This window comes from Anabaena sp. UHCC 0253 (genome assembly GCF_009712085.1).
In the GTDB taxonomy this organism is placed as follows: domain Bacteria; phylum Cyanobacteriota; class Cyanobacteriia; order Cyanobacteriales; family Nostocaceae; genus Dolichospermum.
On record NZ_VILD01000005.1, the window covers coordinates 422,945 to 436,160 of the forward strand.

Consider the following 13,216-nt stretch of genomic DNA (forward strand, 5'->3'; position numbering starts at 1 on the left):
AGAAATGTCTTGGTTTATATCCTACTTTTTACCAAACTATCGGTATTGTTAATAGCACTAAAAACCGCAAATCCTCCCGCACCAGCTACAACTAAAGATAAAACCGGGGCTAAAATTCCCAGAAAAATAATAAACCACATTAAATCAGGATTTGCACTAGGATTTTCAGCGGGTCCATTAATAATTACAGCAGAGGTTACAGCAGCAATTATATTAAATGATATCTTGGCAATTCCCGCTGCTAAAAACCCAGTCAACCAAGCAAAAATCGGTTTTCCAGCCACAGGTAACAAAGACGCACCTATAGCTATTGGACCCAAAGCTGCAATTAGTAACATAGTAGCTTCTAGTAAATTTTGAAAAGCATATTGCAAAGAAATTAAAAAGTTTTTAATACTCGTTTGTGTCGTATTTCCCAACAAAGAATTAAAAGTAGTGTCTGATAAATTTCCTGTCCCAAACTTTAAAGAAAGTACCTGATTTTCCAATCTTTGAATCCAAAATTTATCCCCGTACAAATTTCTATATTCTCGCCACAATCCATCTATTTGATCACTAGCCTTAGCAAAACATTGATTTTGTTGTTCACCTGTTAAAGATTGACAAGGACGAATTAAAGAACCAGCCACTTCTTCAGCCAAACTGATATGTAAAGCTTGTTGATAATTTAGATCAGCATCTGCGGTACTCACAACCTGCTGATTGACAGTATTGATAAAACTTCTTACCCCCAAAGTCAAACTAGCAAGTATACTACCATTTCCCGTATTACTTAATAGCATTACCACTATAAAAGGCCAAATTAAACCCGATATAGGGCGAGAATATTCACTATAAATAACATCTTTCAACCATTGCATCATAAAAAATAGCAAAGTTCCCACAGCAAAAAATACACCCAAATTTGTAATAGCACCATATAAATTATTACTAGAACTATTTTGTAATAAATCTAGCCATTGATTATCCCAACTTTCCGCCATACTTTTGGCAGTTTCAACACCACTATCAAGAGTTTCATTAATACCAACTTCAGGAAAGATTTGCAAAATATAAAACTGCATTTTGGGTTCACAGGTTTTGATAAAGTAAATTGATTACAAGGGCGGGGAAACCCTGCCCCTACTGGCTTCTGCTGTAATTCTCCTCCCTCCCAAACAAATCTATTTGCGAAGTCGTCCGCATCAATCTTGCAGCCTCAGTAGCTGAATCAACTCGCCGCGCACGATTCATTTCTTCCATTTGTTGAGAAATACTCGCTAAATTCAAATTAGAATATTGCAAAGATTGATTAGTTTGCATTGTTTGCGCCAGCGTTTCTCCAATAATTTTTGATTGCTCACTTTGCACCTTCAGAGATTGTAATTGTAAATTAATTTGATTAGCACTTGTTTGGGCTGATAATTGTTGCGCCACATTTTCAATTGTCGGAATTTTAGCCAGAATATCACCTAGTAAATTTCGGTTACTTTGTTCCGCATTATTAGCAGTTTCCACAATAGTTGTAATAATATTTTCCGTCTCCTCCAACTTATTCTTTAAACGTCGCTGTCCCTCAATTCCCATAACACCTTCCACCGAACCTCTAAGAATCAAACGATTCATCTCATTACTAACCGCATTCCCTCGGACAATCGGATTATTTTCAAACTTATCTGTCGTCGGATAAAAAAACAAATCCTGACGTACTTGTTTCCCCACCTCAATCGGATTTGGTACATTTAACTCTCCCCTAGAACCATTCAAATAATTTTGACTACTAACTTCCAAATGTCTTAAAGTTTCACTCAGATTATTTGTAAAATAATTTTGCATATCCACAGAATACAATTGAAACTCACTCCAAACCTTACCTAATTGCCCCATAGTCGGTAAAACCAAAAACAACAAAAACCCCAAACTAAAAAAAACAATCTTCCTCATAAAATCCCCTTATTAATTTCCTTCTTCCTTTGCGTCTTTGCGCCTTTGCGTGAGATAATTCCTCAATTACCCACCACGTAAAGAAGCCACTAATTGCCGAGCAAAAACAGAAATTGCCTCATATTTATCCTTGTAACGTAACATCGCTTGCTGACGAGCATTTTGTTCATGAGGATTATTAGCAACCGCCGCCAATTGTTCATAACCTGGATAATAACGACAGAAAGTATAAATCCCATTATCATCCAACAACCATTGACTATAAATACCTTCCTTTCGAGGAAAAAAGCTTTCCGTCGCATTCCGAGAAATAACATCGCGGGGATATTTTAAAATGCTAATAAAACTATCTACAGCTACTGGTTGAATCCGACCTATTAATCTCGTTGACAAATTTTGTAAAATCTTTGATGCAGCTTTAGATTTAGCAATAGTATCGGGATCTTGTGCTGATAAAATAACTCTAATTCCAGCTTTTGCACCATTGGCGCAAATTCTCCCCACTAAATCTGATATTTGATCAAACTCAAATAAAATCGGGGCTTCATCAATAAAAAATATCGAAGCTGGACTACTTAACGCTCGTCGTAAAGCTGCCGAATAAGCACTTAAAGATAAAACTGCTGCATCTTCATTATCTGATAAATTTCGCAGTGCAAAAACTAAAAGTTGGGCATCTGTAGGAAAGCTAGATGGTGCAGAAATTGATTTTCCCACACGACTAGAAAGCCAAAAACGCAAACGCAATTGAATTTGACTGAGTGCATCATCTACTCTGCCACTAATAGAATCTAATTGCAGATGTTCTGGAGAACAAAAATAGAGAAAATCTTGTAAAGTAGGAGTTTTTTGCCAAGCTGTAGTTCCAAAACCGTTAGATATTGCTTGTTTATATCGCTCCTTAATACCTGCGTCAGCAAAGAACGCTGTTAGGGCTAAATTGAGCAAGGAACGCACTGTTTGAGTTAATAGTTGATTTTCAGTGGATGAACCTAAAACCATAGTCATCAAGGCTGATTCTAAGAAGCCACTATAATCGAGGAGGCGATCGCGTTGTTCTTCTGGTGAGAGCGATCGTAAATCTGGCTGTTCAAACAAATTATTTGATTGTTTGGAAATATCAAAATAAGCCCCATTCCCCTCCATAAACTCTGTATAGTCAGTAAAGGTAGATGTCCCATCAGGCTTAGGAAAGTCCAACGCAATTACAGGAATTCCATGTGCTAAAGCTTGAGTTAAAATTCCCGACACCAAAACCGATTTACCCGCACGAGTTGTAGCAAACAACGCTAAATTTTTATGTTGATTAAACAAATCTAAATGTATTGGTGATCCCCCTTCCTCCGCAATTAATTCAAAGCCGTGTTTATCTCCAGCTTTAGTTAAAATTAAAGGCATTAATCCGGGAACTTCACTTGTTAAATATAATTGTCTGCGGTTAAAAGGCTTAACTAACAAACCTTCCCAAACTATCGGTAGAGATTGTAACCAAATTTTCCAGGCATATTCTACTTCTCTAATTACCTGTGCAGGACGTTGAAAACAGTTTTCAATATATCTTGTGGCTTCGTCTAATTTTTCTATAGTCGGACGATGGACAAAAATAACTACACTCGTATATATCGGAACTGCACCTTCATATAATTGTTCTTGTGCTGCTACCGATTTCTTTAACTTTAATTGGGCATTTACATCAATAGTTTTACTTTTTTCTTGCGCCATCATAGCTGTCATATTCGACTGCTTAAGGACTCGTTGTAAAGTAGTTTTTACCAATGCGGGATTAGCAGCAGTTAACTGACAAAAAATCTCTGTATCTACTACCGTTTCTCTAGCTAATAAATCCCACAAATAACGTAACTGAGAAAATTTATTTGGCCAACCTCCTGGTTTTTCCAGAAATGTCATCGCCCCAATATAGCGATTTTTCACATTTACCCAACGACGATCCGCACAGGGTACACTAGATTCCATCAACAAGGTTGTACTGTGGATATTTTCTATCAACAATTTGCTACTAGCTAAATCTGAATTAACTTCTTCATGCAGTCCATTTTCATCTAAATAAAGTAATTGAGGAATTTCTATCGGTGGAGTATCATTAAATCGTCTCCAGACTTCTTCCCAAAGTTCATTAGCATTTAGAGGTTTAACATCTAAACCCATTTTGTTAGATAACAATTGTTCCCATCGAGAAAAACCTTGTTGATAAGCTTTGATAATCAGAGTTTCAATGCGTTGATTTTGAACTTCTCCCAGTTCTCCTTTAAATTTCAACCACCAAACTTCAGTTTTTGCTAAAAGTTTCTCAATCCAATCATCAGCTTGATTAGCATTGGGTTCAATGGTATAAGTTACATAAATTCGCAGAAATTTCGGCTTGCGAATGCCAGAATTACTCAGTTCTTGAATTCTCGCTCTTTCTGCTGTCAATAAATATTTAAGATCCCGTGATGGTGTCCGCTTTACCAAATCTGCTAGTTCTTGTTGGCGTTGTTTATCGGAACTGAAAGACCCTATATGTAAGGTCATTTTTTCGCCTTCGGGAATATCTTTTAAACCAGATTCAATATTATTAAATATAGTCTCTATTTGTTCCGACCTTAAAGTGGTATGAATGCCTCGACATTCAAACCCGAAAACAAAGCAAAACCGATCTTTTTGATTTTCTTTATTGAGAATATAAGCCCCAATATCTCTTGAATTTAGCGAAATACGGAGCATAGTCGCCAAATGTAAAGCATCTTCAAATGGTGTTAGTCTACTTTCTTGTCCGCCGGCGCTGATGTTTTGTTTTCCGATTTTTTGTTTCATGGTTAATTTCTAGCACGCTTTGATAACGAGCAAAGCCTCTTGTCCAAGTAGGAACTCCAATAAACTTGCTTAAAAAACGCCAACTCCTACCACCACTTAAAATCCACCAAGTTGCTATTCCCCAACCTGTCATTAATGCTGTCCATAACCATCGTTGAAAATCATTTGCAAACAGCCCTCCAAAAACGCCATTAATCACAAAGTAAGAAACTAAAACAATTACTAACCAGGGAAGAATTTGATCAGCGGGAATTGGTCCTAATGATGGTTGTGAACCTAAGATTTGATTAACTGGACGAAATTCTTGATCTTGTTCTTCAGACATAAAATAGGTGACAGGTGAGAGGGAGCAGAGGGGCAGGGGAGCAGAGGAGAAAATTATCTTCTTCTTCCTTCGTCTTTCCTCCTGACTCATGAATTCTTACAATTAACTACTACTACCATCCCCAATTACAAAGCCTGTCAGGACATCAGCAATAGTGACAGCAACAACTACTATCAAAGGAATTCTCGCAATACTTTGCCAATCTTCATCTTTGCGAACTGCATTAATTACACCAATCAGAGAAATAGCAATATAAAGTAAATAAATTGCTCGCAAAACGTTGAATATTAAACTGACTGCTGTTTGAGGATTGCTACTGCTATCTGTACCTTGTGTCAATGTAGTTTTGAAAAAGTTTTCAGCTTTACCAAAAAATTGAGCAGATACCGGAGTGGCAAAAAAGTCTAACCAAAATAAACTTAGGATGATAGATACTGCAAAGATTTGCAATAATATCAGCCATTGTTTTGATAAATTTACCTGCTGTCCAATTTGCTGGCAGACTATTGTGATTAAACTACCCATTAGTAAACAAAAAAGCAGAATAGGACTTTTTAAACTAATGACGCTTAAAAACACAGCGCAAGCAATTAAAAAGGGTACAGATTCAACCAGGTATTGTACCCATGATTTCCCAGTACCTGGTAATTTCTCTGTTGTTGTCGTTGTCCTCACAATTAAACTTGTATCGAGTCTTTTCATACTATGATTTCTAGGCATTTACCAATTTCCCTGTTATTTATAATAAATACTCAGTAACATTCATTTTTAAAAGTTTGACTGTGGTTTTAAAGTTGTCACGTCTCATCTGTGTTTTTTCTGAGATTTTGTATGGTTTATATTTTATATATAGTATATTATTGTGTTGTTAATATTTATTAAGGATTGGTTAATCAATACTTAATATTTAGTTAAATCAACAATTGAATCAGAGCATCATGATTTTAATTGAAAACATCCTTTTTTCTAAATTAGAATTAATCAATATATAACCTGATATTAATCCTTGTTGTCTAAATTGAGATAGATTTGATAATTCTTGCTTGTGTGAGCGACAAAAATCAATTTTAACCTTTTATTAAAAAAAGGTTATTGTTTGTTTAAAAATTAAGAAAATTTCAGAAAAATTTCTGTAAATCTGTAAAAGTTTTCTTTACTAAATTGCTCCTAGCAGTAAGAAGTTAACTGAATAGCAACCTTGTAAACCTTAAATATAGAGAACCAAAAATGAAAGGTCAGTTTCATCCTAAGAATGATATAACTATCAACCCATCCGGTAACGAGTCAATCTTAGACGTAATCGGGCGTGTCAGTATAAAGCGCAGACGTTTCATACTGACAACTGCGGCAGCTTCGGCAGCAACTGTATTTAGTGATATTGCCGTCAGTAGTTTCCTGCAAACTGTAGAAGCAGCACCAGTTCCAGCCGGATTGGGATTTTCTGGTATTGGCTTTGAGAGCATCGAGCCAAACTTGCTCAACCCAGCCACAGGACTGTTACAAAAGGATCTCGTTACTGTTCCTAAAGGCTACACAGCTAGAATTTTATCTGCATGGGGTGATCCAATCATGCCCGGTGCGCCAAACTGGTTGCCAGATGCTTCCCAAGATGCTGCTGCACAGGAAATGCAAATCGGGGAAAACCATGATGGTATGCACTTTTTCCCCTTACCAGGACGAAGCTTTCTCAACCGGACAGCAGGTTTGCCCGTAGCTGTGGAAGGTAATGCTTACAATAACAGTGGCTTATTGTGCGTTAACCACGAATATACCCAAGAGCATTTCCTTCATGTCGGTGGTAATCCAAGTAACGATACCATGACCATTGCGAAAGCAAGAAAGTCTCAAGCAGCCCATGGTGTATCTATTCAAGAAATATCTAAAGACAGATTTGGCAATACCTGGAGTGTTAACCGCAATTCCCGTTATGGTCGCCGGATCACTGGTAACACAGAAATGCGCGTTTCTGGTCCAGCTGCGGGTGATGCGTTGATGAAATCCAAGAAATTTTCCATTGAACCTACTGGTTCAGTTGAAATTGGCACTAACGATGGCTACACAGCTTATGGTACTTTAAACAATTGCGCCCACGGCATAACTCCCTGGGGTACTTACCTGACTGCGGAAGAGAACTTTCAAGGTTATTTTGCTAACTCTAATTCCACCGCAGTGAATATTGCGAACATTCCTGGTCTGGAAGATAAAGCCGCTGATATCCGCAATGGACAAAGACGCTACGGTATCGGTTCATCATCTGGTTATCGCTGGCCTGTGGTTGATCCACGCTTTGATGCTTTCAACAATCCTTTAGAACCTCATTTATTCGGTTGGATGGTTGAGATTGATCCTTATGATCCCAACAGCAAACCAGTTAAACGCACTTCTATGGGTCGCATCAGACATGAGAGCGCCCAATATGTTGTTGATGACAACAATGATCTAGCTTACTATACAGGTGACGACAACGTTAACGAATATATCTATAAGTTCGTTTGCTCTAGAAAATACAATCCCAGAGTCCGGTCTGCGAACACTGACCTACTTGATCATGGTACTCTCTACGTTGCTAAGTTCAATGACAATGGTACTGGTGAATGGCTACCTTTGGTATGGGGTCAAGGTGGTTTGACACCAGCAAACGGATTTAATAACCAAGCTGAAGTCCTAATTAAGACTAGACAAGCTGCTGACAGAGTAGGCGCAACCATGATGGATCGCCCAGAATGGATAGCTGCACGTCCCCGCATTAATGGATTCAATGAAGTTGAAGTCTACTGTACTTTAACCAATAACAGTCGTCGCGGAACAAGTCCGTCCTCTGTGAATAACCCCGATGGTACAACTTCTGGAGGCAGTGCGCGTCCTCCTGTTGATGCTGCTAACCCCAGAGCAAGCAACATTTACGGTCACATTATTCGTTGGCGTGAAACTGGACGCAGTGTTACTGCTACTACCTTTAGTTGGGATATTTACGTTGTGGCTGGTGACGAGCAAAATAGTGACCCGAATCGTCAAGGTAATATCAATGGTGACGACTTTGTGAGTCCAGATGGTCTGTGGTTCGATGCCTACGGTCGTCTGTGGATTCAAACTGACCATTCAGGTGATGGCATGGGTAGTGTTGCCAACATTGGTAGTAACTCAATGGTTTGTGCCAATCCTAATGATCCTAGACAAGTTAAGTTGTTTTTAACTGCGCCTACTGATTGTGAAGTGACTGGTGTAACCACTACACCTGATCACAGAACTATGTTCATTAATATTCAGCACCCAGGCGATAGCGGAACTGTTGCTAATCCTACAACCCATAGCAACTGGCCACACAGTCAAGGTTATGGTCCACAAGGTCGTCCCCGTTCTGCGACAGTGGTAATCACAAAAAATGATGGCGGCATCATTGGGACTTAATTCTTGATGTAATACTAGTACCGCTTTCTCGGAATTAAAAGAATGAACAGGATAAAAATAGGAATTGTATTATGAATTACCTATTACCAATTATCCATTACTAGCTTTAACCAGATGTTTTGATTAACTAATTAGTAATTGAGACTCAATTAGAGAACAAAGCTTAAAATACGTTACTTGATTAGGGTGCATTTATAAAAATGTACCCTAATTTATTGATTTGTGGAATTGGCTGCATCGAAGATAGGAATATTATGAAAATAAAAGCTCAAGCTTTGTCTTTTCTTAGCCTTGACTTAATCTAATGTGTTTACAAAACAACGTTTTATTCAGCTATTTTATTGGGATGAATAATTAATTAAAATATTTTTTTAACGGCTTGACTAAACAATTAGTTTTAAGTAATATGACTTTGTTACAAGATTTACGCACTGCAAAGTTTAATCAAAATTTAACTTAACCTGTGCTGAAATATAATGTTTTTCACCTTGGATACTGAACGGTAATCACACCTTAAAATCAACAGTTTGTGTTGATAAAGTCACTGGCTTTAACAGTAACTGAAATAGTGAAATTTCCCACAGCACAGATGTAAGGTGCGTAGATCGCAAGTACATTAAACTTTCAATAAAAGGAATATAAATCAATGAAATTGAACAAGAAATTAGCGATCGCCTTAGTTGCAGTTTCCGCTAGTGTATTTGGCTTTGGTTCTGTAGCTTCTGCTGGTGAAGGTGGTGCTGCTGGAGCGGTAGCAGCTACACTTGATGCTAATGGTGTAGTAACTGGAATGGCTGCTGCTGGAGCAGTTGGTAAAAATGATGCGGCTGCTACAGCCACCAGTAACTTTGGTATTGTTTCAGCAGCAGCCTTGGGAAGTGCTGGCGTAATCGAATTAATTAGCGATAGTGGATCTTATTCCTTTGACGATGGCGTAAATCTTGAAGAAGAAGTTTACAACAACGTCACTCTTAAAGGTGGTATAGATACTGCTTTAGGAAGCAGCCAAGCTAACTCTATCGCTACCTTTACCGAAACTCCTATCGGATCTATTGAAACTGGTTTTTAGTTTTTTCAACCCCTGAATTATTTACTTGATAGAGAATATGATCTCTCACTTAATTCAAGTAGTGTTTAGTGCATTCATCTAAAATTTAACCACTTCCTTAATCTGTTAGAGACATGATTTGTGCGTGTCTCTAGCTTACCCTGTCAATAAATAGGGTAAATACAAAAGCAATAAATGAAATTAAATAGAAGTCCTATATATTAACTATGTATGATAAATTCGTGGCGCAAAAACTTAAAGCTTGCCCTTGTATTATTATTTAGTACAGCAACAATATCCTTTCCTAAAACAGTTCGTGCTGATATATCCACAAGCACATTAGAACTTGAAAGTTTTAATAATAATAGCAAATTAGAATTATCAGTCACCCCTGAATCTGAAAATGCTTCTGTCTTAATTGCTAATCTGAAATCTTCGACAATTGTATCCAATTCAGAAAATCAATTACAAGCATCTTTATCTAATTCTATTCAGCAGACACAGGTAACAGATTTAATCAGCACTAATTCCCCATCTCCATCTTGTTTTCCCAACAATACTGAACAACCAAAATTTACCGCATTCACAGATTTAGCCAAAAATAATGATCCAGTTAATTCCTGTACTTCTAATCAAATTAGTCAAGTAGAATCTAGGAACAAACAACTAGATACACTAGATTCTCTGGTAGATCCACAACCGAAAGTTGATGAATTGGATATTAATCAAGAATTACCAACAGAAAAAACACCCCAATCTCAACAAGAATATATTATTTCTCCGAGAACAGCAAATGAACAAAAAATTCATCCCCGGACAACTACCATACCACTAAATGGGGCATTAATTAATCATTTAACTGCCAGACAATTTAATATAGGCTCTAATTTTGGTAGTAATCAAAATACTAATTTTGATGTTAATGGACTTGTCAAACTTAACGGACAAGTTCAAGAAAATATGACAAAGAATAATATTTTTACTGTAGATCAAATAGGAGAATATTTGCAACTACAAACAGTAAGAAAAAGCCGAGAAGTTACTGTTAATTTCCAAGAACCCCGGACTTTATTGGGTACACATCTCCAATTCAGTATGACAGGTTCATGTATCTTACCTGGCGGAAATCCAGACCAAGTATGCACATACATTCCTGGCTTAAAATCTGCTGATATTAACCCTGATACATTAACACCAAGACGAATTTTTCAAACTGCAAAATTGGGTGATGTCGTCACACCAGAAACAGTAATTGCAATTCGCCAACCTGGGTTTCAATCAGGGGCTAATGGTCAAGAAGTTGGTATTGATTTATATTTGCCTAATACAGGATCATTTGTTGGTAATAGTACCGGAAATCAACTATCTGTCACCAGAAAAGAAGAAATAGATAATACACCCGTAGCAATTTATTCGAGAATTAGACAGATTGTAAAAGTGAATGATCGTGAAGCTGTAATGGGTCGGACATTAAGGGGATTTAGCTTTGTTTTAAATGATGATAATACTTTATTGAATACAGCTTTGCAATTAGGATATATTTTGTTACCTGATATTATACCTAATATTGCTAGTTCAGAAAATAAAGCTAACTCAAATGTCAACAATAATTTGTTTTTAGCTGCTAATAATGTCAGACTTCCTGCTAATAGTTTGACTGCTTATCATGGGGGAATTGCTAGAGCGCAGAGTGTACCGTCAAACGCAGAAAATTTGAGTCAAGTACCTGCTGCTACATTCAATGGTATTTGGTTAGGTGCATCACCTGTTATTAAACGCAGGTCTGATATTTCTACTCGTTTTGAACAAACTGGACCTCAGACAGTTTCATCCTCTGGTGGTGGAGAAGGGGGATATGGCTCGAATGTAAGTTTTGTTTCTAATATTAATAATCAAGTTGTTTCTACACTCGATTTACAAGATTTTCATACTCAGGTTTATGTGACAACTCTCAATCAAGAAGTTAATAATGTCACATCTAACAGATATAGAGAAGAAACAAAATATGCGCCACATCTAAGTTTTACAGGAAATATTACAGGAACTAAAGAAGCATTGAGATATTACACAGGTGTGATAGGTGCAGAAGAAATTAAGGCTTATGGTGGCGTAGATTTTAGTAAAAATACTGCAAATGGATGGAATTTTTCTGGAGGTGTAATTGGCTATATTAATCCAGATATTGATTACTACAGTCAAGTAACAGGTAGTTTTGGTAAACGGATACTTTTGAGTCGGAATAGTAATTTGGTAATATCCACTGGAGTTAATTATGCTTTTGATCGAGAAACTCGTCCTAATGATTTTGTAAATTCAATTACAGTCAGAGCCAGAGCCAATTTAGGTAATGTTTGGTTTGGTGTAACTAACTATTTTGCTGATGTTTTACCCGATTCTCTGCGGAATACTTTAGTCATCAGTGCTGGTATTCAATTTAGCAATAATTTTTTATTCTCAACATATTATAATCCTATAAATGAAAATTCTGCTCGTTCTGTCTATGGTGCTGGAGCGAGATTGAGACTTGGTAAAAATCAGCATAGTCCCACACTCAATCTATCCTGGAGAAATAATGAGTACGACTATGGTAGAGATGGGACTGGTAATGAATTGAAAATAGATGAAAATATATTTACTGTGTTTTTGAGAAATAATTTTTGAAAGGTTGGGTGAACAACAGGAATGCTCCGGACAAAGCCTATTGTGTTAGTCGCTACGCGATCGCCTGCGTGGCCATAGTCGAGATGATATCCAGGATTTGAGAATATACAGAATGTAATTTATCGGTTCTTTGTTGGTGGTGAATATTGTAATTGTTAATTGCCTATTCTTTTTATGATACAATATTATTGTTAACTTAATTCTTCAAAAACAGTATTATATTTTTAGTGAAAGGATGACAAAATTATGCAAGCAATTAGGCTACAAAAAACTATAGAAAAATGGTGAAATCTCTTTTCAAGATTTACCTGTGGTAGAGGGACAAGAAGTTGAAGTAATTGTTTTATTATCGCCCATACCTGCTAAGAAAAAGGTATTAACCGCTCGTGAGTTACTTGATTCGAGTTTGATCGGTTTATGGGAAGAAAGAGACGATATTGCGGATTAATTATAGATGTTATGATGAGAATAAAGAAGGAAATCAATATAGACTATGATTACTGGAATTAAACAAAAAGCAACCGTTGGTAAAAATGGCAAGATTGAATTACCTACAACTGAGTTACCAGAGGGAACAATTGTAGAGGTAATTGTGTTAGTTGATCACGAAACTGTAGAAGATGAAACAACTTATCTTTTAAAATCAGAATCTAATAAGAAGCATTTACTAAAAGCCATAGAAAATGTAGCACAAGGAAATTTAATTTATGTTGATTTAGATGAATATGAAAAAAGTAGCATTTGAACTAAAAGCTTTTGAAGAATTGGGAGAATGGGGAACAGAAGATAAAAAAGTCTTTAAAAAAATATTGTCACTCATTAAGGATATCCAAAGAGATCCATTTTCAGGAATAGGAAAACCAGAACCCTTAAAATATGAATTACAGGGTTACTACTCAAGGAGAATTACGGATGAACATAGACTGGTTTATAAAGTTGAAGAAGATGTATTAATTATCATTGCCTGTAAATATCATTATGATTGATGTAAATGCGATTCCTACGGAGCGCTTCACTATCGCTCACAACCACCCTAA

General features: G+C 36.7%; 11 protein-coding genes. 6 read left to right on the forward strand and 5 right to left on the reverse strand.

Annotation, left to right across the window (positions count from 1 at the left end):
• Positions 1 to 14 precede the first annotated feature (14 nt).
• The 5 genes from FJR38_RS16200 to FJR38_RS16220 form a co-directional block, all read right to left on the reverse strand.
• Positions 15 to 1,064: a hypothetical protein gene (locus FJR38_RS16200; RefSeq protein WP_168497613.1), complete on the reverse strand. Its 1,050-nt coding sequence runs from the start codon at positions 1,062 to 1,064 to the stop codon at positions 15 to 17.
• A 58-nt stretch (positions 1,065 to 1,122) separates the two neighbouring features.
• Positions 1,123 to 1,923 (reverse strand): hypothetical protein, encoded by an 801-nt coding sequence (locus FJR38_RS16205; protein WP_168538129.1) that lies wholly within the window; start codon positions 1,921 to 1,923, stop codon positions 1,123 to 1,125.
• Positions 1,924 to 1,989: 66 nt separating this feature from the next.
• A complete protein-coding gene (locus FJR38_RS16210) occupies positions 1,990 to 4,737 on the reverse strand; it encodes a hypothetical protein (protein ID WP_168538131.1) in 2,748 nt (915 codons plus the stop codon).
• Positions 4,685 to 5,062, reverse strand: a complete 378-nt coding sequence (locus tag FJR38_RS16215) for a hypothetical protein (RefSeq protein ID WP_168497619.1) — start codon at positions 5,060 to 5,062, stop codon at positions 4,685 to 4,687. The genes FJR38_RS16210 and FJR38_RS16215 overlap by 53 nt, the downstream gene beginning before the upstream one ends.
• A gap of 102 nt (positions 5,063 to 5,164) precedes the next feature.
• Positions 5,165 to 5,782 (reverse strand): hypothetical protein, encoded by a 618-nt coding sequence (locus FJR38_RS16220; RefSeq protein WP_168497621.1) that lies wholly within the window; start codon positions 5,780 to 5,782, stop codon positions 5,165 to 5,167.
• A 507-nt stretch (positions 5,783 to 6,289) separates the two neighbouring features.
• Here FJR38_RS16220 and FJR38_RS16225 point away from each other — a divergent pair.
• The 6 genes from FJR38_RS16225 (at position 6,290) to FJR38_RS16250 (ending at position 13,165) form a co-directional block, all read left to right on the forward strand.
• Positions 6,290 to 8,470: a PhoX family phosphatase gene (locus FJR38_RS16225; protein ID WP_168538133.1), complete on the forward strand. Its 2,181-nt coding sequence runs from the start codon at positions 6,290 to 6,292 to the stop codon at positions 8,468 to 8,470.
• A gap of 646 nt (positions 8,471 to 9,116) precedes the next feature.
• The gene (locus tag FJR38_RS16230) at positions 9,117 to 9,539 is read left to right on the forward strand and encodes a hypothetical protein (RefSeq protein WP_168497625.1); all 423 of its coding nucleotides are present in this window, start codon (positions 9,117 to 9,119) and stop codon (positions 9,537 to 9,539) included.
• Between the two features lie 210 nt (positions 9,540 to 9,749).
• Positions 9,750 to 12,179, forward strand: a complete 2,430-nt coding sequence (locus FJR38_RS16235) for a hypothetical protein (RefSeq protein WP_168497627.1) — start codon at positions 9,750 to 9,752, stop codon at positions 12,177 to 12,179.
• Between the two features lie 310 nt (positions 12,180 to 12,489).
• A complete protein-coding gene (locus tag FJR38_RS16240) occupies positions 12,490 to 12,627 on the forward strand; it encodes a hypothetical protein (RefSeq protein ID WP_168497629.1) in 138 nt (45 codons plus the stop codon).
• Positions 12,628 to 12,672: 45 nt separating this feature from the next.
• A complete protein-coding gene (locus FJR38_RS16245) occupies positions 12,673 to 12,924 on the forward strand; it encodes a hypothetical protein (RefSeq protein ID WP_168497632.1) in 252 nt (83 codons plus the stop codon).
• The gene (locus FJR38_RS16250) at positions 12,905 to 13,165 is read left to right on the forward strand and encodes a Txe/YoeB family addiction module toxin (RefSeq protein WP_168497634.1); all 261 of its coding nucleotides are present in this window, start codon (positions 12,905 to 12,907) and stop codon (positions 13,163 to 13,165) included. Before FJR38_RS16245 ends, FJR38_RS16250 begins: the two co-directional genes overlap by 20 nt.
• Positions 13,166 to 13,216 lie beyond the last annotated feature (51 nt).

Excerpts from the sequence above, each read along its gene's own strand:
- FJR38_RS16200 (WP_168497613.1), bottom strand. The coding sequence starts at position 1,064 with ATGCAGTTTTATATTTTGCAAATCTTTCCTGAAGTTGGTATTAATGAA.
- FJR38_RS16205 (WP_168538129.1), bottom strand. The coding sequence starts at position 1,923 with ATGAGGAAGATTGTTTTTTTTAGTTTGGGGTTTTTGTTGTTTTTGGTT.
- FJR38_RS16210 (WP_168538131.1), bottom strand. The coding sequence starts at position 4,737 with ATGAAACAAAAAATCGGAAAACAAAACATCAGCGCCGGCGGACAAGAA.
- FJR38_RS16215 (WP_168497619.1), bottom strand. The coding sequence starts at position 5,062 with ATGTCTGAAGAACAAGATCAAGAATTTCGTCCAGTTAATCAAATCTTA.
- FJR38_RS16220 (WP_168497621.1), bottom strand. The coding sequence starts at position 5,782 with ATGCCTAGAAATCATAGTATGAAAAGACTCGATACAAGTTTAATTGTG.
- FJR38_RS16225 (WP_168538133.1), top strand. The coding sequence starts at position 6,290 with ATGAAAGGTCAGTTTCATCCTAAGAATGATATAACTATCAACCCATCC.
- FJR38_RS16230 (WP_168497625.1), top strand. The coding sequence starts at position 9,117 with ATGAAATTGAACAAGAAATTAGCGATCGCCTTAGTTGCAGTTTCCGCT.
- FJR38_RS16235 (WP_168497627.1), top strand. The coding sequence starts at position 9,750 with ATGATAAATTCGTGGCGCAAAAACTTAAAGCTTGCCCTTGTATTATTA.
- FJR38_RS16245 (WP_168497632.1), top strand. The coding sequence starts at position 12,673 with ATGATTACTGGAATTAAACAAAAAGCAACCGTTGGTAAAAATGGCAAG.
- FJR38_RS16250 (WP_168497634.1), top strand. The coding sequence starts at position 12,905 with ATGAAAAAAGTAGCATTTGAACTAAAAGCTTTTGAAGAATTGGGAGAA.